This is a genomic window from Klenkia marina, from assembly GCF_900101025.1.
Lineage (GTDB): Bacteria > Actinomycetota > Actinomycetes > Mycobacteriales > Geodermatophilaceae > Klenkia > Klenkia marina.
The window spans coordinates 11,327-34,985 of record NZ_FMUH01000004.1; the positions used below are offsets into that span (position 1 = coordinate 11,327).

Below are 23,659 nucleotides of genomic sequence, written 5' to 3' on the forward strand. Positions count from 1 at the left end.
TGACCGCACCATGGCTGCACCTCTGGACCCCCGAACCGGTACTCCTGTCGTCGCGATGGTGGGCGGTGGTCAGCTGTCCCGGATGACCCACCAGGCAGCGATCGCTCTCGGCCAGTCGCTGCGGGTCCTGGCGTCGGACCCCGCCGAGTCGGCGGCACTCGTCGCTGGCGACGTCCGGTTGGGCTCGCACGCCGACCTCGACGACCTCACGGCCTTCGCGCAGGGGGCCACCGTCGTCACGTTCGACCACGAGCACGTGCCCACCGAGCACCTGCGTTCCCTGCAGGCGGCGGGGGTCCGCGTGGCACCGGGGCCCGATGCCCTCGTGCACGCCCAGGACAAGCTCGTCCTCAGACGCGCCCTCGCCGACGCCGGTGAGCCGCAACCGGCGTGGGCCCAGGTCGACAGCCCGGGCGACGTGGCCGCGTTCGCCGCCGCCCACGGCTGGCCGGTGGTGCTCAAGACCCCGCGCGGCGGCTACGACGGCCGGGGGGTGTTCGTCGTCGGGGACGAGGAGGCCGCCGGGGCCCTCCTCGAGCAGCACGGTGCGCTGCTCGTCGAGGAGCGCGTGGCGATGGTCCGGGAGCTGTCCGCGCAGGTCGCCCGGTCCCCGTTCGGTCAGGTCGCCGTCTACCCGGTGGTCGAGACCGTGCAGCGCGACGGGGTGTGCAACGAGGCGCTGGTCCCCGCGCCCGACCTCGACCCCGAGCTCGCCACGCAGGCGCAGGAGCTGGCCGTGCGCGTCGCCGACCGGCTCGGGGTCGTGGGCATGCTGGCCGTCGAGCTGTTCCAGACCGCTGACGGCGTCCTGGTCAACGAGCTGGCCATGCGGCCCCACAACTCGGGGCACTGGTCGATCGACGGCGCCGTGACCAGCCAGTTCGAGCAGCACCTGCGGGCAGTGCTCGACTACCCGCTGGGCTCGACCGCCATGACCGCGCCGGTGGTGGTCATGGCCAACGTCCTCGGGGGCGAGGCGGCCGAGGACCACTGGGCGGGCCCGCCGCTCGACGAGCGCATCCACCACTTCATGGCGCACTGGCCCGACGTCAAGCTCCACTGGTACGGCAAGGGCCAACGACGGGGCCGCAAGCTCGGCCACGTCACCGCCCTCGGCGCGGACCTCGCCGAGGTCCGTGCCCGTGCCGTCGCCGCGGCCCGCTACCTGGCCGACGGGGTGGTCGACCCGGCGTTCGTCTTCGAGGAGGAGCACCACTGATGGGAACCGCCGTCGTCGGCATCGTGATGGGCAGCGACTCCGACTGGCCGATGATGGAGCCGGCCGCGCAGGCGCTCGACGAGTTCGACGTCGCGTGGGAGGCCCACGTGCTGTCGGCGCACCGCACCCCCCGCCGCATGCTCGACTGGGCGGAGGGCGCCGCGGGGCGCGGGCTGCGCGTGGTGGTCGCCGGCGCCGGGGGAGCGGCGCACCTGCCCGGGATGATCGCGGCGGCCACGCCGCTGCCGGTGATCGGCGTCCCGCGCCCCCTCGACCGGCTCGACGGCCTGGACAGCCTGCTGTCCATCGTGCAGATGCCGGCCGGCGTCCCCGTGGCCACGGTGTCCATCGGCGGTGGCCGCAACGCCGGGTTGCTCGCCGTCCGCATTCTCGCGGCGTCGGACGAGGCGCTCCGGTCGCGGGTCGAGCAGTTCCAGGCGGACCTGGCCGCCTCCGTGGTCGCGCGCGACGCGCAGCTCCAGCAGCGTCTGGCTACCGCCACGGAGTGAACACGGATTAATCTCTACCCGTGGGTAACGTCGCCGGCGGGCTGTACGCGCTGACCGAGGAGCACGAGGCGATCCGGGAGGCGGTCCGCGAGATCGCCGAACGCGAGATCGCCCCCTACGCAGCCGAGTGCGACGCCGAGTCCCGGTACCCGATCGAGGCGCAGAAGGCGCTGACGGCGGCCGGGTTCCACGCCACCCACATCGAGGAGCAGTACGGCGGCGAGGGCGCCGACGCGATCGCGACCTGCATCGTCATCGAGGAGGTCGCCCGCGTCGACGTCTCGGCCTCGCTCATCCCCGCGGTGAACAAGCTGGGCTCGGTGCCCGTGATCCTCTCGGCGTCGGAGGAGCTCAAGCAGAAGGTGCTGCCCTCGATCGCCGCGGGCGACGCGATGATCAGCTACGGCCTGTCCGAGCGCGAGGCCGGCTCCGACGCCGCCGCGATGAAGACCCGCGCCCGCCTGGACGGCGACTCCTGGGTGCTCAACGGCGCCAAGGCCTGGATCACCAACGCCGGCATCAGCGAGTGGTACACGGTCATGGCCGTCACCGACCCGGAGAAGGGCGCCAACGGCATCTCGGCGTTCGTGGTCCACCGCGACGACCCCGGCTTCGAGGTGGGCGCCAAGGAGCGCAAGATGGGCATCAAGGGGTCGCCCACCTGCGAGCTGCACTTCACCGACTGCACCATCCCCGCCGACCGCATCGTCGGCGAGCCCGGCACCGGCTTCAAGACGGCGCTGCGGACGCTGGACTTCACGCGGCCCACGATCGGCGCGCAGGCCGTCGGCGTCGCGCAGGGCGCCCTCGACGCCGCGATCGCGTACACCAAGGACCGCAAGCAGTTCGGGAAGAGCACGTCGGACTTCCAGGGCGTGCAGTTCATGCTCGCCGACATGGCCATGAAGATCGAGGCTGCCCGGCACCTGGTCTACGTCGCCGCCGCGCGCGGGGAGACCGGTGGGCCGGACCTGACCATGGTGTCGGCGTCGTCCAAGGCCTTCGCCTCGGACGTCGCCATGCAGGTGACCACCGACGCCGTCCAGCTGTTCGGCGGGGCCGGGTACACCCAGGACTTCCCGGTCGAGCGCATGATGCGCGACGCGAAGATCACCCAGATCTACGAGGGGACCAACCAGATCCAGCGCATGGTCATCGCCCGCAACCTGCTCCGCTGATGGATGCGCCCCGGGCCGGGTGACTCACCCGACCCGGGGCGGTGGCTCCGCGGGCAGGTCCGTGAGCCCGCCGCGGACCAGGAAGACGGTGCAGGCCAGGAGGGCGGCCGCCGTCCCCAGTGTGAACCCGAGGCCGGCGCGCAGGACGAGGTCCGGCACCGCGAGGAAGACGACGAGCCCCACGGCGACGCCCGTCGACCACACGAGGGCGACTCGTCGGTGCTGCTCGGTGGCCACCAGGACCTGGGTCAGCACGATGAGTCCGATGTGCAGGCCGGCCCCGGCGGCGAGCAGGGCGATCGTGCTGCCGGGCAACCGGTACTCGTCGCCGAAGAGCAGCCCGACCAGCGGCGGCCCGATGAGGTCGCCGATGACCCAACCCAGCGACGCCGCCGCGGCTGTGCCCGCGATCATGCGCAGCACCACAGCGCGGACGGCTCGGGGCCCTCCCGCCCGAGCGGCGCTGACCAGCAACGGGACGAGGGCGCTCTGCAGGGGGACCGCCACGAAGAGCGGCAGCCGGACGAGGGTGAAGCAGGCGACGTAGGCGGCCGCCACGCCGGCCTGCGTCGCGCCGGCCACTGCTGAGGCGAGGACCGGACCGGAGTTGAGCAACACCTGGGCACTCAGGGTGCCGACCAGGAGGTGGGTCACCGCAGCACCCATCCGGCTGGCCCCGGTGCCCCCGCGCGGCCCGGCGAGGGCAGGGCCCGGCGGTGTCCCGCCCCGACCCGCCCGGCGCCCCACGAGGACGAGGAGGGGCAGGTGAGCGAGAGCCACGGCGATCACCGTGGTCCAGGCGTAGACCGCACTGCCGGCGTCGGGAACCACAACCCCCACCAACCAGGCGAGCAGCACGCGCAGACCCGAGTCGACCAGCAGCACCGTGCCGTGCGCGACGAGCCTGCCTTGCCCGAGCAGCATCCCCCGGAGCAGGAACTGGCCCGCGCTCACGACGACGAGCGCGGCCAGCGGCGCCAGTGTCGACGATCCGCCCAGGGCCGGCACCAGGAAGGGGCTGGTCGCGGCGATGGCGGCCAGGCACCCCAGCACGAGCCACAGGACCGTTCGACCCAGACGTGCGGGGACGTCCCCGTCGGGGTGCGCGCTCATCGCCCGTGCCAGCTCCAGCTCCACGGGGAGGAACACTCCGAACGCGACGATGAGCGCCAGCGACCAGAACGAACCGAACCCCGCGTACTCGGCACTGGGCAGGTTCCGCGCCACCACGGCGAGGTAGCCGTAGGTCAGGACGCTGGCGCCCGCGATGCAGACGACCACCCAGGCGAGCCGGAGCGGGGCCCGCCTCGCCGGCGGCTCCCCGCCGGCAGCGCCCGTACCGCCGATCAGGCGGTCACCGGCAGATGCATCTCGTGGACGTCGTCGGCGACGGCCAGGGGTGCCCCGGTGGCGGCGACGACCTGCTCGACGGTGACGCCGGGTGCGGTCTCGCGGAGCACGAATCCCGTACCGGGGACGACGTCGACCACGGCCAGGTCGGTGACGACGCGGTCGACGCAGCCCTTGCCGGTCAGGGGGAGAGTGCACTCCTCGACGAGCTTGTGCGACCCGTCGCGCGCGACGTGCTCCATCATCAGGATGACCTGGCGGGCGCCGTGCACGAGGTCCATGGCGCCGCCCATGCCGTTGACCATCTTGCCGGGGATCAGCCAGTTGGCGAGGTCGCCGCGGGGGTTGACCTGCATGGCGCCGAGGACGGCGACGTCGATGTGGTGGCCGCGGATCATGCCGAAGGACATCGCCGAGTCGAAGAACGACGCCCCGGGCTGGAGGGTGACCGTCTCCTTCCCGGCGTTGATCAGGTCGGGGTCCTCGTCGCCGCTGAACGGGTAGGGGCCGACGCCGAGGATCCCGTTCTCCGACTGCAGCACGACGTGCACGCCGTCGGGGATGTGGTTGGGCACCAGGGTGGGCATGCCGATGCCCAGGTTGACGTAGGCGCCGTCCTCGAGGTCGAGGGCGACCCGGGCGGCGAGCTGGTCACGGGTGAGCGCCACGGTCAGACCTCCTGGGTGGGGCGGGGGCGGGTGGTGCGCTTCTCGATGTCCTTGCCCTCGGGGCCGACCTCGACCACGCGCTGGACGAAGACGCCGGGCAGGTGCACCTGCTCCGGGGGGATCTCGCCGGGCTCCACCAGTCGCTCGACCTCGGCGACGGTGGTGCGCCCGGCCATGCCGGCCAGGGCGTTGAAGTTGCCGGCTGAGGCGTGGAAGACCAGGTTGCCGTGCCGGTCGCCGACCGCGGCGCGCACCAGGCCGAAGTCGGCCGTCAGTGCCGTCTCCAGGACGTACTGGCGGCCGTCGAACTCCCTGATCTCCTTGGGCCTGGAGGTCTCGACGACGTTCCCGTCCGCGTCGTAGCGGACCGGGATACCGCCGTCGGCGACCATCGTGCCGACGCCGGTGGGGGTGTAGAAGGCCGGGATGCCGGCACCGCCGGCGCGCAGCCGCTCGGCCAGGGTGCCCTGCGGGGTCAGCTCGACCTCCAGCTGGCCCGAGAGGTACAGCCGGGCGAGCTCCTTGTTGCCGCCCACGAACGACGAGATGGTCCGCGAGATCCGGCCCGCGTAGAGCAGGACACCCAGCGCGGCGTCGTCCACCCCGCAGTTGTTGCTGATGGTGGTCAGCCCGTCCGCACCCTGGGCGAGGAGGGCATCGATCAGCTTGATCGGCACCCCGCACAACCCGAACCCGCCCACGGCCAACGACGAGCCGGAGCCGATGTCGGCCACCGCCTCGGCAGCACTGGCGACGACCTTGTCCATGCAGCAACCACCGTCCATCGAGTGGCTGGGCGGGTCAGCTCGCGGCGGGGCGGCCCAGCTCGCGGATCCCGTCGAGCTCGAGGCCGAGGGTAGCCGTCACCTTCTCCGTCCCCGCCCGGTGCTTCAACTGGCCGGAAGCAGCGTGGCGGCACAGCACGACGGAGGCACCGGCGGCCAGCGGAGCCAACAACCACGTCACCGGACCCGCCTCGGTCGCTGCTCGCTCGCCGACCAGCAACCGGTCGGCGGCCCGCACCCCCAGGCGGTCGGCGAGTGCCCGGGCGGTGTCCACCAGGCCGCCGAGGCTGAGCTCGAGACCGCCCACCTGCAGTCCAGGGGCATCGGGGTCGACCTGCTCATGGGGTGCGAAGTGGTCGCCGTGGGCCCGGACCTCGAGGGCGAAGTCCCGGGCCTCGCCGGTGTAGCCGACCATCCCCAGCCCGAGCGGGTGCAGCGAGAGCCCCAGCACGTCGGGTGCGCCGGCGTCCGACAGCGCGTCGAGCCTGCCCTGCTCGGCCAGCACGAGATCGATCCCTGCGAGCGACGTCTCGTCCTCGGGCACGGTGTCCACGACGGCCGCGCCGCAGGACCAGATGCCCAGCAGGACCGCGGCGGTCTGCCAGTGGACGGGCAGGGCAACCGCCACCCTGCTCCCCGGTCCGATGTCGAACTCGTCCTGGAACAGGTTGGCCGACTTGGCCACCCAGTTGGCCAGCGTCGCTCCGGACAGCTCCGTCCGCTCCCCGGTGGCGTCGTCGTAGTGGGTGAGGCGAGGTGAGGCGGCGTCGCGTCGGACGGCGTCGACGAGCAGGTCGGCGGGGACGGCGTGGCGTGCGGGTGCCATGGTGCGAGGGTGGCACCAGGGCCGTGCCCGTCTGCTCATCGGGTCCCCCCGGGGTGGGAGCCGGCACTAGAGTCGTCTCCCGATGACCGGAGACCCGGGCGGGCTCGTGCCCCGCCTCGACCACGCGATCCTCCGCACCACCCGGGCCCGCTTGGGGAGTACGGCTGCCGTACCGGTCGCTCGCGCCCTGTCGCACTTCGGCGAGCACGCGGCCGGCTGGATCGCCATCGGGTCGCTCGGGTGGCTGGGGGGGCGCCGCCGGCCCGAGTGGGGTGATGCCGTGGCCGGCGTGGTGGCGGCACACGCGGCGGGGGTCCTGGTCAAGCGCGTCGTCCGGCGTCCTCGGCCCCGGCTGGTCGACGTCCCGGCTCTGGTGAGCACCCCCAGCACTCTGTCGTTCCCCTCTGCGCACAGCTGCTCGACCGCTGCAGCCGCCGTCGGGTTCGCGCCCTTCGTGGGGGGCCCGGTGATGGCGGCGGTCACCGGAGCGATGCTGGTGTCCCGTGTCCTGCTCGGGGTCCACTACCCCTCCGACGTCCTGGCCGGTGCGATGATCGGCGGCGGTGTGGCCACCGGTGTCCGGCGTGGCGCACGCCGCCGCAGAGGAGCTCGGTCGTGAGCACGCCCGCCGGGCCGGAGACGCCGCTCGTTGCACCTGGCCGTGTCCCGCCGCCGCCGCGGACGCCCGGACCGCGGGGGTCGGTGCCCTGGGGGTACGTCCGGTCGTTGAGGCCGCGGCAGTGGGTCAAGAACGTCTTGGTGCTCGCAGCGCCGCTGGCCGCCGGGGCGGTCTTCCAGGCCGACGTGATCGGCCCGACGGCTGTGGCCTTCGTCCTGTTCTGCCTGTGCGCGTCCGGGGTCTACCTGGTGAACGACTCGATCGACGTCGAGGAGGACAGGCGCCACCCGCGCAAGCGGTACCGACCCATCGCCGCTGGTCTCGTGCCGCGTCCGGCTGCGGTGGCGCTCGCCGTGGTGCTCTTCGCCGTGGCGCTCACAGCCGCCGTCGTCCTCACGCGCCCGGCCCTGGCCGGGGTACTGGGCAGCTACGTCATGATCCAGCTGGCGTACTGCACCTTCCTGAAGAACCAGCCGGTCATCGACCTCGCGGTGGTGGCGTCCGGGTTCCTCCTCCGCGGCATCGCCGGCGGCGTGGCCGCCGGGTTGTTGCTGTCGCAGTGGTTCCTGCTGGTGACGGCTTTCGGGTCGCTGTTCATGGTGGCGGGCAAGCGCTACTCGGAGCTGATCCTGGTCGGTGACGCCGCCGCCACCCGGAAGACGCTGCAGGAGTACTCGGCGAGCTACCTACGCTTCGTCTGGAGCTTGTCGGCGGGTGTCACGCTGACCGCGTACAGCCTGTGGGCCTTCGAGATGTCGGAGTCCCAGCCGACGGTGCCGTGGGCCACGATCTCCATCGCGCCCTTCGTCCTGGCGGTCCTGCGGTACGCCCGCGACGTGGACAAGGGTGCCGCCGGTGCGCCGGAGGAGATCGTCCTGGGGGACCGCGTCCTGCTGGTCCTGGGCATCCTGTGGGCGGCAACCGTCGGCATCGGGGTGTTCTTCGGCTGACCGCCCGGTCGCCCGAGCGGTCAGCCGCCATCAGTTGATGCAGCCGGTGTCGGCCGCCGTGCGCGGGTCCTCGCCCTGGACAGCGGCCTCGCTCGTCGCGGCCGGGGGTGCTGACAGTGCCTGCCCGATCCCGTTGAAGTCCGACCCGATCACCAGCTGCACCGTGCCTGCCTCGACGTCGTCCACCTGCGCCGTCGTGGCACCCGGGACCTGTGCGGCGAGGGTGGCGGCCAGGGCCTCGTCGCCGGCGGCGAAGCGGATCTCGGTCGCGGTGTAGGCCGTCGAGTCGGCGTTGCCGGTGCTGGCCACCTGGAACCCGGCTGCGCTGAGGTCGTCGGCGGCCGAGGACGCCACCCCGGCGACGCCCGAGCCGTTGAAGACGGCGACCGACACCTCGGCGGGGTCCACGGTGGCCGGGGTGGTCGGCGCTGCCGTGGCTTCCGGCTGGGGCTCGGCGTCGGCCGACAGGTTGGCGAAGAAGGCGTGCAGCGTGTCCTCGTCCTGCAGCTGCAGGATGTAGCGGCCTTCGTCGTCCTCGCTGTCGCCGACGTAGGGGATCGTCTGGAAGTCGATGCTGCCCGCCGTGACCGACTGCATCTGGGCGGCCAGCTCGAACAGGTCCAGCGTCTGGTCGACGGTGAGGGAGTTCGCGGCCGCCTCGACGAGCTGCCGCTGCTTGCCCAGGTCGAGCAGCACGTTGTCCGACAGCATCTTCCGGATCATCGCCGCGATGAAGTACTGCTGGCGGATGATCCGGTCGAAGTCCCCGCGCGGCAGGCCATGCCGCTGACGCACGAAGGCCAGGGCCTGGGTGCCCTCGATGGTGGAGATGCCCGCCGGCAGGTCGACGCCGGAGAAGTCGTCCTGCACCGCGTTGCACAGGTTGACCTCGACCCCACCGATGACCGAGGACAGGTTGAAGAAGCCCAGCAGGTCGACCTCGGCGTAGTGGTCGATGGCCAGCCCGGTGAGCTGGCTGATCGTCTGGATGAGCAGCTGGGCGCCCGAGGCCTGCTTCTGGGCGTCGGTGGCGCCGTCGGGGGCATCGGCCATCCCGTAGGCGTAGGCGGCGTTGAGCTTGTCCTGGCCGTGGCCCGGGATGTCGACGTAGGAGTCGCGGGGGAAGGAGACGAACGACGCCGCGGCCCCGTTCGACGGGATGTGCACCAGGATCATCGTGTCGGTGTTGGTGCCCTCGTTGGCCTCGGTCCCGAGCTCGGCGAGCTCCTCCTCGGTCGCGCTGGCCCGGCTGTCGTTGCCGACCAGCAGCAGGTTCATCGCCCGGCCGTCGACGCCGTCGCCGTCCTCGTTGCCGGTGGCCGGGATCGCGTCGGTGCGGTTGACGCCCGCCTCGACGACCTGACCCAGGTACCAGCCCCAGCCGCTGGTGCCGAGCACCAGGACAGCTACGAGGCCGGCCGCGACCCGGGCGATGACCGCTGCCCGGTTGGGTCGGGCCCGGCGCGGTCCGGTCCGATGAGTTCGGGATCCCTCGGTCTCCCTGCGGCGTGGGCCTCGGCCACCTCGGGGATCGAGACGGGGCGGGAGCGGGCGTGCGTCAGGGAGGTGGCGTGCGTGCTGCTCTGGGTCGGGCATGGAGTGGTCCTCACGGGGGCAGGTGCGCCTGGCAGCCGGACGGCCGTGCCGACGTCCACGGACGACTGGCCACCCTACGGGGGAAGGCTGTGCGTCGAAGCCGGTCCGTGCGACGCGCCGGGCGTCGTCCCGAGTACTGCAGTCGGTGTCGCCAGATCGGCGCCCGCTGTTCAGTGCGTTGTGACGAAATGTGCCTCCTCGCCCCGACTCGCCAGGTCGAGCTGTTCCGGGTCGGCGATGCCTGGTTCAAGGTGGACCTGCTCCTGGCCGATGAACCGGCAGAGCAGAACCGCGCAGAACCCCGTTGCGCGGGCATCGTCACCGGAAGCAGGGAACACGTGCGTCGCACACTCGGAGGGATCACCGCCTTCCTCGCCTTCACCGGGGGGCTGCTGGTGCTCCCGGTCTACGCCGCGCCGGCGCCCGCGCCCGAGCCCGTGGAGACCTCCACGGAGCAGGTCGAGATGGGATCGGTCGATGCACCCGCGCCCGACGCCGAGGTCCAGGAAGGGACGACCGAGCCGGTCGGGGGCGTGTCCCCCGTGGAGCCGACGCTGACCGTGAGCCAGACGGACACCGCCGAGTTCTCCCTCGTCGGGGTCACGTGGGCCTACGACGCAGCCGTGACCGGCACCGTCGTGCAGATCCGCGTGCAGGACGAAGCAGGCGCCTGGGGCGACTGGACTGCGGTCACCGTCGAGGACAGCGACCAGAACACGGGCACGGACTCCGGTGCACCTCGGCGCGGCGGCACGGCTCCGCTGTGGACGGGTGCGAGCCACGGCGTCGAGGCCGAACTCGTCACGGCCAGCGGGGCCCAGCCCGTCGACGTGACCCTCGACCTGGTCGACCCGGGGACCAGCGATGCCGACGACTCCCTCACCGCACCGGACATCCAGGACACGGCGGACGCCGCGACGGCCATGCCGGACGTCTACTCGCGCGCTCAGTGGGGCGCCGACGAGACCATCCGCACGTGGGACCCGGAGTACGCGCCCACGATCAAGGCCGCGACCCTCCACCACACGGCGGACACGAACAACTACACCGCGGACCAGGTGCCCGCGATGATGCGTTCCATCTACCGCTACCACACGGTGAGCAGGGGCTGGGGCGACATCGGCTACAACGTGATCGTCGACAAGTTCGGGCGGCTGTGGGAAGGCCGGTACGGCGGTCTCGCCAGCACCGTCATCGGGGCGCACGCGGGCGGCTTCAACACCTCCACGTTCGGGGTGTCGATGCTCGGGAACTACGACACGACGCCTGCACCGCAGGCCATGGTCAACGCGGTCGAGGCCATCATCGCCTGGAAGTTCTCGCTCTACGGGGTCAACCCGTCCGGCACGACGGTCCTGACCTCGAGCGGGGGCGGTACGTCCAAGTACGCCGCGGGGCAGCGGGTCACCCTGCCGACGATCTTCGGGCACCGGGACGTCGGCAGCACGACGTGCCCCGGTCAGTACGGGTACGCGCGACTGCCGGAGATCCGGTCGGCCGTCGCGGCCCAGGTCTCGGCATCCCCGTACGTCCGGGCCCTCTACCGCGACATGATGACCCGGGACCCCGACGACGGGGGATTGATGATGTGGTCGACGGCTCTGGCCAACGGCTCCCTCGACCGGCGCGGCGCGACGACGGGTTTCGCGACCTCGCTGGAGTACCGGCGACTGATCATCACCCAGGCCTACGTCCAGGTGCTCGGGCGAGGCCCCGACCCCAGCGGCATGGACACCTGGCTGCAGCAGCTGAGCCTCGGCAACGTGCGGTTGGACAACCTGCGACCCACCCTGATGGCCAGCGCTGAGTTCTACCTCCGTGGGGGCAGCAGCGATGCCGCGTTCGTCAACAACATGTACCAGGCCGCCCTCGGCAGGTCCGCGGGCTCGAACGAGGTCTCGCACTGGGCCTACGTCCGGCGGCAGGTCGGACCCGAGCCGGTCATCCAGGCCATCTGGGGTTCACCGGAGGCCGGGATGCGCCGCGTCGACCAGGCGTACCAGTACTACCTCGGACGGGCCGCAGGCGTCTCGGAGCAGCAGTACTGGCTGCCGGTGGTCATGGGCAGCGGCGACGAGCGCCTCCGTGAAGAGGTCACCGTCAGCCAGGAGTACTTCCTGCGCGCGCAGTCCCGCTTCCCCTGATGTGCCCTCGACCCGGGCCGCCGTCCCCCCGACGGTGGCCCGGGTCGACCCGTTCCCGGACCTCCGGCTCACCCGCGGTCGGGCGTGAGAGGGTGACCAGGTGATCGGTTCCGCGGAGGGGTCCCCACCGGCGACATGTTGATGCTGTTCCTCCTGGTCGTCGGAGCCGTCGTCGTCCTGACGTCCTTCGGCTGGGCCGTCCTGACCCTCGTCCCCGATGAGCTGCGGCGGCAGGTCCTCCCAGCGGCCCCCGTCGTCGGGATCGCCTTCCTCGTCTGCGGCCTGCACGCCACCGGCATCCTCCTGCCCGTCTCGGTCGGGGTGTGGGTGCTGGGTGTCGTCGCCGTGGCCCTGATCGCCCGCTTCGTGGTCCGGCACGGGGTCCGCCGCTGGGCGGACCGGACCACGCTCGCCTGGTGCGCAGTGGCCGTCGCCGTCGGGATCCCGCTCGCCGCGGTCTCGATGGCACCCAGCATCGAACTCGGATCACCGACGGTCGTCAGCGCCACCCCCAGCAACGACGCGGTCTACTACGTGTCGGTGACGGGGTGGCTGGAGGAGCACTCCATCCTCGACGCCCCGGCGGTGGCGCCGGTGCCGGCTGGTCAGGAGCCTTCCGGGGCCGTACCGGGGGACGGCCCGGCGCAGACGGCGCTGGACCTGCCGCTCCGGGTCGGGCAGGAACTGGTCCAGGCTGCGCTGAACGTGCTCACCTCGACGAACCCGACGACGACGTTCGTGGCGTGGCTGGGCACCTGGGTGCTGCTGATCCCCGGGGCCTGCGTCGGTGCAGCACGGGTGCTGGGGGCGAGCCGGACGGCAGGTCTGGTGGCCGGCACGGTCGTCGCCTCCTCCACCGTCCTCGTGCAGCAGGCGTACAACCAGAACGCCGCCTCCGTGCTCGGTGTCGCCCTGGTCCCCCTGGCGATGGGTCTGTTCGTGGCGTCGCTGCGGCCGGGCACGGACCGGAGGACCCACGTGGTGGCCGCTCTGGTCCTCGGCGCCGTCGTCGGCACCTACTCGGAGTTCGCGCCCTTCCTGGCGCCGGCCCTGATCGCCGCGGCCGTGGTGCGCAGGACCCACGTCCGGGCGGCCGTGCTGGGGGCTCTGCAGGTCATCCTCCTGGCTGTGGTCCTGGCGCCGTTGGCCTGGTACCGGGCGGTCGTCTCGCTCCTGGTGGTGGGGTCGGGGGGCGACAACCCGAGCGTCTCGCCCTACCTCGACCCGGACGTGCTGGTCGTTGCCGATCGCCTCGTCGGGTTCCCCACAGCGACGTCGAGCACGGGCGTCGCCGTCGCCGGGGGGCTCGCGCTGGTGGTGCTGGGGGGTTGGGTCGCTGCTGTCCTCGTCGGGCCGGCCCGGGGTCTCGCCACGGGCTTCGCGGTGTCCAGCACGGCCGTCGTCGGGCTGTTGACCGCCGAGGGCCTCGACTACGCCCAGCGCCGGGCCGTGGAGATCACCTTCTCGGTCGGGTTGTTCCTCGCCGTCCTCGGGTGGGCCTCCGTCGCCAGCGCCGTGACAGGGTTGGTACGGCGGTTCGCCGACCGTCGACGTCCAGCCGTGGCACGGCTGGTGGCTGCCGGCATCGCGTCCGTGGTGCTCGTGTCCCTCGCGGCCTGGGTGTCGCTCAACGCACGGTCCTCCCTGGACTCCCTCGACCCCGTGGCGCTGCCCGGTCGGCACGTCGACGGCTCGTTCACCGAGGCGGCTGCCTGGGTCCGCGAACTCGGCGGCGACGAGGGTGAGGACCTGTCCGTCCTGGTGCCCCAGTTCTTCGACCAGCAGTGGATGACCTTGGTCCTGGCCGACGAGGACGACGTGGAGTACCCCGCACTCCGGCCTGACTACCTCCGGGTCTCGTCCTACTGGTCCGGCGGCACCGACCGGTACTGGCTGGTCGGGGACGGGGTGCAGGTGGCCGCTGACCCGGGGGTCGTCATCCGGCAGAACGACCGGTTCCGGTTGCTCGATCTGGACCGTGGCGAGGCTGTGGTCGTCGCACCGTACGACCTCCTGAACTGGAACCTGTTCGTCCGGCCCGGCGGTGGTTTCGCGACGGTGGGCGACGCCAGTGCCCTGGTGGTGCGCACCCCGGGGGTGTCGCAGCAGATCCAGCTGACCGTCCGGGGGGAGTCGACCGCGCCGCTGGACGTGGTGGTGTCCACCGGCCGGGGGATTTCGACCTCGGTGGACGGGTTGACCGCCGACCCCGAGCAGGTCGTCGTCGACCTGCCGTCCGGATCCGCTCCCGTGGTCGTCTCCATGCAGGTCGACAGCCCCAGTGACCCTGCTGCTGCCCGGTGGGTCGTGCTGTCCGGGGTGACGCGGCAGAACTGATCAGGGCAGGGCCCGCGCCGTCACCTCACCAGCGTCGGCGTGCTGCCCAGCAGACCGACGGACACGCCGCCGTTGGACACGGAGAAGTTGGCGGCCTGGGGCAGGCGGTGCAGCTCCGGACCGGACCAGATGGCGAGGGCGCCGTGCAGCTCGTACCGGCCCGGGCCGAGGCACACGTTGTCCAGGCGGATCTCGAACTGCTGACGGCCGCGCAGCACCGGCATCCGCTGGCCGAGCAGTTGGGTGTTGGTCCCGAACACGCTCATGCCCGACGGGGTGTCGATGCCGATCCCGAGCACCCAGTCGTCCAGGGGCGCCGGCGACTCGACGTCCACCTGCACCCGGATGGACTGCCCGGCGGACAGCTCGCGGAACTCCTGCCCGTCCTCGTCGAGCGCGCGGACCGCCAGCACACGCGCACCAGGAGCGGTGGACGCGGACGGCGAGCTGTCGGCCTCGGCGCGACGAGCCGTCTCGAAGTCGTCGCGCAACGTCCGGGTGGCGACCGTCGGTTCCCCGTCGACGACGACGCGCCCCGACTCGAGGACCACGGCCCGGTCGCACATGTCGACCACCTGGTCCAGGGCGTGGGTGACCAGCACGATGGTGCGCCCGTCCTTCTGGAACGAACGGATCTTGTCCAGGCACTTGCGTTGGAAGGGTTCGTCGCCGACGGCGAGCACCTCGTCGACCAGGAGCACGTCCGGGTCGACGTGGACGGCGACGGCGAAGGCCAGCCGCACGTACATCCCGGACGAGTAGAACTTGACCTGGGTGTCGATGAACTTCTCGATGCCGGAGAAGTCGACGATCTCGTCGAAGTAGCGGTCGGTCGTGGCTCGGCTCAGGCCGAGGATCGACGCGTTCAGGTAGACGTTCTCGCGCCCGGTGAGATCGGGGTGGAACCCCGCCCCGAGCTCCAGCAGGGCGGCGAGTCGACCGCGGCGCTCGACGGTGCCGGAGGTCGGCTGCAGGATCCCGCCGATCGTCTTCAGCAGGGTGCTCTTCCCCGAGCCGTTGGGCCCGATGAGCCCGACGGTGGTGCCGGCGTGGATGTCGAGGTCGACGTCGCGCAGAGCCCAGAAGTCCTCGCGGTGCTTCCGGGAGCGAGCCGCGTTGACCAAGCGCTCCTTGAGCGATTTGTCCTTGCGGATGACGAAGCGCTGCGACACGTCGCGCAGCCGGACGACGGTGGGTGTGGTTGTCATCTCACAGTTCCTGGGCGAAGTTCGCCTCGAGCCGGGCGAAGAGGCGTTGCGCGAGCCACAGCAGGACCAAACCGACGGCCAGCATGACGCCGAGCCGTGCGGCCATGCCGTCGGGGAAGGGTTGATCGGCCCCCGCGACCCAGAAGGCACGCTGCATGCCCAGCACCGCCGCGGTGATCGGGTTGGCCAGGTAGAGCTGTTGCAGGGTCGGGTGGTCCACCACCCGACTGACCAACTCCCACGAGTAGACGACGGGGGTGGACCAGAACATCACCGTCAGGCCGATCTCGACCAGGTACTGCACGTCCCGCAGGTAGACGTTGACCGCGGCCAGGACCAGGGCCAGTGCCGTGGCGTAGACGATCAGCACCGACAGGGCCAGGGGTGCGTACAGCAGGCGGGAGCTCGTCGGGACGGCACCGGCTGCGACCAGGGCCAGCAGCAGGATGACGAACTGGGTGGCGAAGGTGAACATGGCCGAACCGACCACGCTGAGGGGGAAGACCTCCCGCGGTAGGTAGACCTTCTTGATCAGACCCGCGTTGCCGACGATGCATCCAGTTCCGCCGGCGACGACCTCGGTGAAGAACTGCCACACCGTCAGGCCCGTGAAGATGTAGATGGCGAAGTCCGGGATGGACCGCTCGGCGCCCAGGAACTTGCCGATCGCGATGTAGTACACCAACAAGATCGCCAGCGGACGGATGAGGCTCCAGAGGAAACCCAGGGCGCTGTCCTTGTACCTGGCCTTGAGCTCGCGCCGGACGAGGAGGGACAGCAACTCCCGGTAGGCCGCGAGGTCCCTCAGGGAGTGCAGCGTGCCCCGGAAGAACCCACGCACGGACCCGGCCGGGACGAGCGGTTCCTCGGCGAGCCGGGTCATCCGCGCGCTCGCCTCGTCGTTCAGCGGGGTGGCTGGGCGATCGCCGATCGAGGTCATGGGGTCTTCTCGCTCTGCGCTAGGTGCTGCCAGGTGTCTCGGGCGTACTCGTCCCAGGTGCGGCGAGGCCGGGCGGCGGCTGCCTTCCGGAGCTCCTGGTAGTGGTCCTCGTCGACGAGGACCCGCCGCAGGCCGTCCCTGATCGAGGCGTCATCACGCGGGTCGACCAGTTCGGCGCCGCCTGCTGACGCGATCTGCGCCATGCTCCCGAAGTCGGAGGTGACGATGGGTGTGCCGCAGGCGAGGGCCTCGGCGATGGGGAGGCCGAACCCCTCGTTCAGCGACGGGAAGACGACGCAGCGGCTCGCCCGGTAGGCGGCCCACAGCTGGTCGTCGGTCACGCTGCTGAAGTTCTGGACCGGCCTGCCCTGTGCACGCAACGAGCTGAGGGTCTGGTCGAACGCCCGGCTGTTCCAGGCGTGCCCACCGATGAAGGCCAGGCTGAAGCGCACCCCGTCGCGCCACAGGAGCTCGCACGCGTGGAGCACGGCGAGGTGGTTCTTGCGCGGTTCGTGCGTGCCCACGCAGAGCACCACGGGCAGCGTGCCCGTCCGCAGCTCGTCCCGGGCCCACACCAGACCCTCCTCGGAGGCGTCGACGGGCTCGACGGGCAGGACGACGGGGTCGATGGTCGGCCCCGACCGACCGATCGCCGACAGCATGTGCCGCCAGCCGCGGTACTCGATCGCGGCCGCTTCGGAGATCGCCGCGACGGTGGTGAAGTCGCGGACCGCCACCAGGTTGTTGGCGAAGGACTCGCTGACACCTGCGTCGGTGGTCTCGGCGGAGCTGATCGGCACGCAGTCGAAGCCGATCACGCCGGTGCGGGTCCGGGCATGGCGGGCGAGGGCGGCCAACCTGCTGGTGCGGTCCCGTTCGGGGGCCAGCTCGGGCAGCAGGTACGTGGCGCCCCAGGGGACGACGAGGTCCGCCGTCCCCCGTTCCCCGCTCGGCGCCTCGGTGCCGTGCAGGGCACGTGCCGACTCCCCCCGGTCCAGCCGGCGCAGGGCGCGTTGCCCCTCCCACCCCACGAGGACGACGTCGTGGTCGCGGGCCCAGCGACGCGCGGTCTCGCGCGCGACGCGCTGGATGCCCGTGGCGAGCGAGGTCCTGCTGGTGTGCTCGAGGTCCACGAGGACCTCGTCGGTCACGACCTCGACCCGGGGTTCGGGCAGCCGTCGCCGCAGCCGACGGAGACCGGCTCGGAGGACGAGGTCCTGCAGGACGACCTCAGGGCCGTCCAGCCGGATGCGCCGCACCTGCCGGACGACGTCCTCCAGCTCCGGCAGCTCGGCCTGGAGCACCGCCAGCGCGAGCCAGACCTCGTCGGGGTCCGGGGCGCGGAAGCGGTCGTGCATCGCGACGACGTCGTCGTGGTCGGGGCGTCCGCCGCTGTGCGCCACGTCCAGGACGCGGGCCACCAGCGCGAACCGCTCGCCCAGGGCCGCCCATCGGTCACCCGGGGACCGGAACAGCTGGTCGAGCGGGACCGATGCCGCCACCCGGCTCCGCAGGCTCACGCCGTCTCCTCCACGTGCTCGGCGACCAGGACACGCCACGACTCGGCCGCGTAGTCGTCCCAGGTCCGGGTGGGTCGTGACGCGGCCTGTGCCTCGAGCTCGCACAGGAGGTCGTCGTCGGTGAGCAGTCGCCGCATCCCCGCCATGAGGGCGTCGTCGTCGCGGGGGTCGACGGTGAGGGCGCCACCCTCCGCGGCGATCTCGGCTGTGCTCCCGTAGCCGGTCGTGAGCGCTGGTGTGCCGTGCGCCAGGGACTCGGCGACGGGGAGCCCGTACCCCTCGTGGAGGCTGGCGAAGACGGTGAACCGGGCGTCGGCGAAGGCCTGCCACAGTTCGCGGTCCGAGAGACGGACGGCGATGTCGACGTCGCGACCTCGGGCGGCCAGACGGTTGAGCTCGGCGTCGAACTCGGTCCGCCAGCCGCCACCGCCGATGAACCGCAACCGGAACCGGTGCCCCTCGCGCCACAGGCGCTCAGCGGCGTGGAGCACGGCCAGCTGGTTCTTCCTGGGCTCGAAGCTGCCCACCGCGATGACCAGGGGCGCGCCCGTCGGCGACGGCCGGGCCTCGACCTCGGGCACCTGCATGGGCAGGGCCACCTCGACGACGGCGGGACCGGTGAGGCCTTGGGCGCCCATCATCTGGGAGAAGCCCTCGAACTCGTCGCGGGCCGAACTCGAGATCGCGGCGACCGTGCGGGCGTGCTTGACCAGGTGCAGGTAGCGCATGAACCGGTCCGGCAACCCGGGGTGGATCAGCTCGGGACTGACGACGGGGATGCAGTCGTACCCGAGGACGGTGGCGGTGTTGCCGCTCAGCTCGGCCAGCGCGGCGAGTGCGGGGCACCGCTGCGGCTCCGGGTTCTCCGGGAACACGACCACCGACCGCCACGGCACGACGAGCCGGGGTCGGGTCGGGCCGTCCACGGTGCGGGCGGCCGAGGACGTACCCCACCGGATCACCCGGTCGGTCTCGCTGCCCGTCAGGCGACGGGTGGCCCCGCCGGCTGCGGTCCACGCCACCAGCGTGAGGTCGTGGTCGCGCACCCACCGGGGGACGGTCTCCCGGACGACGCGCTGGATGCCGGTGTGGTGGTCGCTTGTCGCGCAGAAGTCGACGTCGACGACGACGCCCTGGTCGAGGACCTCGAGCTCCGCGTCGGGGGAGCCGCCGCCGACGACGGCGGACAGGCCCGCCTCGAGCAACCACTGCACGGACCCGAGCGTGTCGGTGAGCTCGAGGTGCCGACGCATGGAGGCGAGTTCGTCGTGCGTGGGGAAGGCCCCGGTCAGCGCGGTCCACACCAGCCACGCCTTCGATGCATCGGCGCGGGAGCGCAGCTCCTCCACCAGGGTGGTGAGCACGGTTCCGGCATCCTGCTGCGGAACCGGGTCGGCGTCCGGCACGGCCTCGACGACGAACGGCGCGACGGCACGGAGACGCTGCGCCAGAGCGGCGCCGACGCCGTGGACGGAGGGCGCCTCGGGGGCGTGGGCGGAGGTCACGGACGACGGCTCCGCCGCAGCTGGGCCGACCGCACCGACCGCAACGGCGCGGTGATGCGCCAGGACAGCGTCCTCTGCAGGGCGTCGAGCTCCTGGCGGAGGTGACCGTTGTCGGACGAGCCCCTCGCGGAGGTGGCGGTGCGCGCGGCCTTGGCCCACTGCTCCAGGACCCGTCCCCGCCACGAGACCACCTGGCGGGTGAGCTCGGCGTTCTCCAGGCGCACCCCGCCCAGCTCTGCGTCCAGGCTCTCCACCCGTCGTTCGGCCACGAAGGTGCGGATCGGGACCCAGGAGTCCAGCGGGCACGCCGGGTGGTCGAGCTCGGGCAGCAGGTCGACGTGCTCCTGCGCCACGTACCACTGGGAGAGGCCGTCGAACATGGCGTGGACGTAGCCGTTGCCCAGGACGATGTGCTCCCACTCGTGGTGCGTGCGGTCGCGGCTGCGAGGGGCGGTGGCCTCGACGACGAGGACCCACGGGCGGTGCACGGACAGGTCGATGCTCCGGAGGACGTCGTGCTCGGCGCCCTCCACGTCGACCATCAGGAAGTGGATCTCCTCGCCGGCGGGGACGTGCTCGACGAGGACGTCGTCCAGTCGGCGGGCCGGTACCCGGACCTCGGTCGCCTCGATGCCCGATGCCTCGTGGCCGGCGCTGATGTCCTCGCGCACGGTCGACAGCCCGGTGCCCTCGAAGACGTGCAGGACGACTTCCTGCTCCGCGGCGTCGGTGACGGCGGCCTCCACGACGACGTCGCGGGGTCGGGCCTCGCGGTAGGCCTGGGCGAAGGCGGGTACGGGTTCGACGGCCACCCCGGCCCAACCGCGGTCGTAAAAGGCCTTGCTGATGGAGTCGACCGCAGGGTGGTTGGCGCCGACCTCGACGTACCGCCCGTTCTGCACAGAACCCAGGGCGCGCCACAGCACCACGTCCTCGGCGTTCTGTGCGTGGGACACCAGCAGCTCTTCGCTCACGGCGGCCACCATACGTCGGCTGCCCCCTCTCCTCCGGGGACCTCGGCAGTGGCGCGGGGCACCCCACCCACCCTCCGGGCTACGGTCCTCCGTGTCACAGCGGCCCGGACGGCAGGCTGCGTCGGCTCTCGGCCAAGGCCCCGGCGAGGCGCGCCACACCGTCCGTCGGCCGGCCACCGAGGAGGCCCCATGACCCAGCGCACCATCACCCACGACGTCGTCATGGGCCTGACCTACTACTCGCCCTACGTGAGCGGTCTGACCGAGGCGGCCCGGCTCGTCGCCGAGGGGTTGGCCGCCCGGGGCAAGCGTGTCCTCGTGGTGGCGACCAGGCACGAGGCGCACCTGCCTGCGCACGAGGTGCTCAACGGGGTGGAGGTCCGCCGCACCCCGGTCGTCGCCCGCCTGGGCAAGGGGGTCATCAGCCCCACGTTCCCCGCGGTGGTCGCCAGAGCCGCCCGGCGCTCGCGGGTGCTCAACCTGCACATGCCCCTGCTGGAGGCAGGTGCGGTCGCGCTGCTGTCCGGGTCGACCCCGACGGTGCTGACCTACCAGTGCGACGTCTCGATGCAGGGGACGCGGCTGGACCGCGTGCAGCAGCGGGTGATGGACCTCTCGTCGGCGGCAGCCATGCGCCGCAGCGACGTCGTCGTGCCCTCCAGTGACGACTACGCCGTGCACTCCCGTCTGCGCCCGGCGATGGAGGGCAGGACCCGCGCCATCGCTCCGCCGTGCGTCGACCGGAGGGGGGGCGCCCCCGCGTTCCGGGACGGCGCGGGGCCGCACGTCGGGTTCGTCGGGAGGATCGTCGAGGAGAAGGGGTTGGAGTTCCTGGTCGAGGGCTTCCGCCGCCTCGAGGACCCGACGGCCCGGCTGCTGATCGCCGGCGACCACGCCCGGGTCGCCGGGGGGAGCGTCGTCGAGCGGGTCCGCGCTGCGGTGGGGGCGGACCCGCGGATCCGTCTGCTGGGGTTCCTGCCCGACGACCGACTGGCCGATCTGTACGCCTCGTTGGACGTCTTCGCCCTCCCCTCCGTCAACTCCTTCGAGGCCTTCGGCATCGTGCAGGTGGAGGCCATGCTGGCCGGGGTCCCCTCCCTCGCCAGTGACATCCCGGGGGTGCGCATCCCTGTCCAGCGGACGGGGTTCGGCGTGGTCGTGGCTCCTCGTGACCCGGATGCCGTGCACCGCGGGCTGCGCGACCTGACCCTCGACCTGTCCGATCGCGTCGACGGTGCCCGCCGCACCGCCGAGCTCTACGGGCTCGAGCGGACGCTGGACGAGTACGACGCGGTCTTCGAGTCCGTGGCGCGGCCCGGAGGTCGCTGACCGTCGTCGCTCCTCAAGGAACCCCGGCGTGCTGCCGACACACAGTGGAGAGCGGCCGGTGACCCCGGCTGCGTCCACCTGAGCAGCGGAGACCTTCCGCTCTCCCGACGAAGAGGGGTCCCATGTCGACCGCCCGCCGCTTCCCCCGGCCGGGGCTCGTCAGGTCCGCCGTGGCCGCGCTGGCCACGCTCCTGCTCGTCTCCGCAGCACCCACGGGTGCGGCGTCCGCCGCACCCGGCGACGTCACGATCTCGGGCCACGGGTACGGCCACGGCCGCGGGATGAGCCAGTGGGGGGCCTACGGCTACGCCGTGGACCTCGGGGCCGACCACGCCAGCATCCTGGACCACTACTACGGGGGCACGACGGCCGCTTCGGACGCCGGGAACCCCGTGGTGAGCGTGGAGCTGCTCAGCCTGCGCAACCGGGAGACCGTGCTGACCGGGCCGGACCTCACCCTGAACGGTGCGCCGATCGGCCGCGCGGCCGTCCGCATCCGGGGCGTGGCCAGCAACACCTTCGAGGTCCTCGTGGGTGACAGCTGCAGCGGTCCCTGGACGGTCCTGGGCGCGACCCCCCGGGTGTCGTCCGGCGCGACCGTGGGCGGCGAGGTCCGCTCGTGCGAGTCGGGCCAGGTGCGCGCCTACCGCGGCACGATGTCGGTGGTGGACGGCGGCGGTTTCCAGACCACCGTCAACAACGTCTCCATCGACGACTACCTCCGCGGGGTGGTCCCCCGCGAGATGCCGGCCAGCTGGGCCAACGCCGGTGGAGGCCGCGGCGCCGAGGCCGTGAAGGTGCAGGCGGTGGCTGCCCGCAGCTACGCGCTGGCGTCCCAGTGGACCTCCTACGCGAAGACGTGCGACACGACGAGCTGCCAGGTGTACGGCGGTGCGTACACGCAGCCGTTCGGCGGGGCGGTCACGTGGCTCGAGGACTCCCGCACCAACTCCGCGATCGCGGCGACCTCGGGACAGGTCCGCCGGACGCCCGGTGGGGCCGTCGTCCGGACCGAGTTCAGCTCCTCCTCCGGCGGGTTCACCGCCGGCGGGGCGTTCCCGGCGGTCGAGGACCGGGGCGACGCCACGGCTGGCAACCCCAACCACAACTGGTCGGTGTCCATGTCGTTGGCCGACATCGGCAACCGTCTCGGGCTGGGCTCCGTCACCGGGATCGCCGTCACGCAGGCCAACGGGCTCGGGCCCGACGGCGGGCGGGCCCTGCAGGTGACCGTGTCGACCGCAGGCGGGTCGCGGACCTACACCGGCAACCAGATCAGGTCGGCGCTGGGGCTGAAGAGCGACTGGTTCACCTTCACCAACCGCGGCGCATCGGCCATGGTGCAGGCGCTCTACGCCGACGTCCTGGGTCGTCCGGCCGATGCCGGCGGCGTGTCCTACTGGACCGCCCAGCTGGCGTCCGGGCAGAGTTCCCAGTCCGTGGCGCAGGGCTTCGCAGCCTCCTCGGAGCGGTTCGGGCAACTGGTGCGCACCGCCTACGTCCAGGGTCTGAGGCGCGCTCCCGACCCCGGCGGACTGGCGACCTTCACGAACTACCTGTCCGGGGGCGGCAGCCCCAACGAGCTCACGGTCGCGATCTGGTCCACCCCCGAAGCCGTGCAGGCGCAGGGCGGCGACCGGCTCTGGATCGAGGGGCTCTACCAGGCCCTGCTGGGTCGATCGGCCGGGGAGGACGAGCGTGACTTCTGGCAGGGCCGACTCGCCTCCGGGCCGCGCGCCGCGGTCGTGCGCGAGATCACGACGTCGGCCGAGGCCCGCGAGCTGAGGCTGGGGATCTACTACCAGGTCCTGCTCGGTCGGGCCGTCGATGCGGGGGGCCGGGCATCGTTCCTGCCGGCACTCGCGCAGCGCGGGGACGTCGACGTGGTGGCGGCGCTCGCCTCGAGCGCGGAGTACGCCCAGCGGGCCGCGGCCCGCTTCCCCTGAGCGACGGGACGAGCCGCACGGCACCTGCTCCGAGCAGGAGCCGTGCGGCTCGTCCC

At 72.2% G+C, this 23,659-nt stretch carries 19 protein-coding genes; 9 read left to right on the forward strand and 10 right to left on the reverse strand.

Going from position 1 to position 23,659, the window contains the following annotated elements; all coding sequences use genetic code 11:
• Positions 1-10: 10 nt before the first annotated feature.
• The 3 genes from BLP29_RS12535 to BLP29_RS12545 are packed head-to-tail and all read left to right on the forward strand — an operon-like array spanning position 11 to position 2,906.
• A complete protein-coding gene (locus BLP29_RS12535) occupies positions 11-1,219 on the forward strand; it encodes a 5-(carboxyamino)imidazole ribonucleotide synthase (protein ID WP_207798474.1) in 1,209 nt (402 codons plus the stop codon).
• On the forward strand, positions 1,219-1,728 hold the full coding sequence (gene purE / locus BLP29_RS12540) for a 5-(carboxyamino)imidazole ribonucleotide mutase (RefSeq protein ID WP_092804978.1): 510 nt from the start codon (positions 1,219-1,221) through the stop codon (positions 1,726-1,728). Before BLP29_RS12535 ends, purE begins: the two co-directional genes overlap by 1 nt.
• 20 nt (positions 1,729-1,748) lie before the next feature.
• Entirely contained in the window at positions 1,749-2,906 is a 1,158-nt protein-coding gene (locus tag BLP29_RS12545; protein ID WP_092804980.1) for an acyl-CoA dehydrogenase family protein, read from the forward strand.
• A gap of 24 nt (positions 2,907-2,930) precedes the next feature.
• Here BLP29_RS12545 and BLP29_RS12550 read toward each other — a convergent pair whose 3' ends face one another.
• From BLP29_RS12550 to BLP29_RS12565, 4 genes are all read right to left on the reverse strand, one after another.
• Entirely contained in the window at positions 2,931-4,187 is a 1,257-nt protein-coding gene (locus BLP29_RS12550) for a lipopolysaccharide biosynthesis protein (RefSeq protein ID WP_092804982.1), read from the reverse strand.
• Positions 4,188-4,252: 65 nt separating this feature from the next.
• The gene (locus BLP29_RS12555; RefSeq protein WP_092804984.1) at positions 4,253-4,924 is read right to left on the reverse strand and encodes a CoA transferase subunit B; all 672 of its coding nucleotides are present in this window, start codon (positions 4,922-4,924) and stop codon (positions 4,253-4,255) included.
• A 2-nt stretch (positions 4,925-4,926) separates the two neighbouring features.
• On the reverse strand, positions 4,927-5,691 hold the full coding sequence (locus BLP29_RS12560; RefSeq protein WP_092804986.1) for a CoA transferase subunit A: 765 nt from the start codon (positions 5,689-5,691) through the stop codon (positions 4,927-4,929).
• Positions 5,692-5,725: 34 nt separating this feature from the next.
• Positions 5,726-6,535: a TIGR03089 family protein gene (locus BLP29_RS12565; RefSeq protein WP_092804988.1), complete on the reverse strand. Its 810-nt coding sequence runs from the start codon at positions 6,533-6,535 to the stop codon at positions 5,726-5,728.
• Positions 6,536-6,617: 82 nt separating this feature from the next.
• On the opposite strand from BLP29_RS12565, the gene BLP29_RS12570 reads away from it, so the two are divergent.
• Together BLP29_RS12570 and BLP29_RS12575 are read left to right on the forward strand one after the other, a co-directional pair.
• Positions 6,618-7,154, forward strand: a complete 537-nt coding sequence (locus tag BLP29_RS12570; RefSeq protein ID WP_092804990.1) for a phosphatase PAP2 family protein — start codon at positions 6,618-6,620, stop codon at positions 7,152-7,154.
• A gap of 83 nt (positions 7,155-7,237) precedes the next feature.
• Positions 7,238-8,104, forward strand: a complete 867-nt coding sequence (locus BLP29_RS12575) for a decaprenyl-phosphate phosphoribosyltransferase (protein WP_092804992.1) — start codon at positions 7,238-7,240, stop codon at positions 8,102-8,104.
• 30 nt (positions 8,105-8,134) lie between these two features.
• On the opposite strand, the gene BLP29_RS12580 is transcribed toward BLP29_RS12575, so the two are convergent.
• Positions 8,135-9,502, reverse strand: a complete 1,368-nt coding sequence (locus tag BLP29_RS12580) for an LCP family protein (protein WP_243469925.1) — start codon at positions 9,500-9,502, stop codon at positions 8,135-8,137.
• Between the two features lie 536 nt (positions 9,503-10,038).
• Between BLP29_RS12580 and BLP29_RS12585 the strand changes: the two genes are divergently transcribed.
• Together BLP29_RS12585 and BLP29_RS12590 are read left to right on the forward strand one after the other, a co-directional pair.
• On the forward strand, positions 10,039-11,844 hold the full coding sequence (locus BLP29_RS12585) for a DUF4214 domain-containing protein (protein ID WP_207798476.1): 1,806 nt from the start codon (positions 10,039-10,041) through the stop codon (positions 11,842-11,844).
• 141 nt (positions 11,845-11,985) lie between these two features.
• On the forward strand, positions 11,986-14,181 hold the full coding sequence (locus BLP29_RS12590; RefSeq protein WP_133379151.1) for a hypothetical protein: 2,196 nt from the start codon (positions 11,986-11,988) through the stop codon (positions 14,179-14,181).
• A 20-nt stretch (positions 14,182-14,201) separates the two neighbouring features.
• Here the strand turns inward: BLP29_RS12590 and BLP29_RS12595 are convergent, their stop codons facing one another.
• From BLP29_RS12595 to BLP29_RS12615, 5 genes are read right to left on the reverse strand one after another with little or no spacing between them, the layout of a single operon-like run.
• Positions 14,202-15,389, reverse strand: a complete 1,188-nt coding sequence (locus tag BLP29_RS12595; protein ID WP_092805000.1) for an ABC transporter ATP-binding protein — start codon at positions 15,387-15,389, stop codon at positions 14,202-14,204.
• A 1-nt stretch (position 15,390) separates the two neighbouring features.
• Positions 15,391-16,329: an ABC transporter permease gene (locus tag BLP29_RS12600; protein WP_092805002.1), complete on the reverse strand. Its 939-nt coding sequence runs from the start codon at positions 16,327-16,329 to the stop codon at positions 15,391-15,393.
• Entirely contained in the window at positions 16,326-17,849 is a 1,524-nt protein-coding gene (locus BLP29_RS12605; RefSeq protein WP_092805004.1) for a glycosyltransferase, read from the reverse strand. The genes BLP29_RS12600 and BLP29_RS12605 overlap by 4 nt, the downstream gene beginning before the upstream one ends.
• The gene (locus BLP29_RS12610) at positions 17,846-19,354 is read right to left on the reverse strand and encodes a glycosyltransferase (protein ID WP_092805006.1); all 1,509 of its coding nucleotides are present in this window, start codon (positions 19,352-19,354) and stop codon (positions 17,846-17,848) included. Before BLP29_RS12610 ends, BLP29_RS12605 begins: the two co-directional genes overlap by 4 nt.
• Entirely contained in the window at positions 19,351-20,328 is a 978-nt protein-coding gene (locus BLP29_RS12615; RefSeq protein ID WP_165839378.1) for an FkbM family methyltransferase, read from the reverse strand. The genes BLP29_RS12610 and BLP29_RS12615 overlap by 4 nt, the downstream gene beginning before the upstream one ends.
• Positions 20,329-20,517: 189 nt before the next feature.
• Here BLP29_RS12615 and BLP29_RS12620 point away from each other — a divergent pair, with 189 nt between their 5' ends.
• Both BLP29_RS12620 and BLP29_RS12625 read left to right on the forward strand, forming a co-directional pair.
• A complete protein-coding gene (locus BLP29_RS12620) occupies positions 20,518-21,657 on the forward strand; it encodes a glycosyltransferase family 4 protein (protein WP_092805010.1) in 1,140 nt (379 codons plus the stop codon).
• Between the two features lie 122 nt (positions 21,658-21,779).
• Positions 21,780-23,603 (forward strand): SpoIID/LytB domain-containing protein, encoded by a 1,824-nt coding sequence (locus tag BLP29_RS12625; protein WP_092805012.1) that lies wholly within the window; start codon positions 21,780-21,782, stop codon positions 23,601-23,603.
• Positions 23,604-23,659 lie beyond the last annotated feature (56 nt).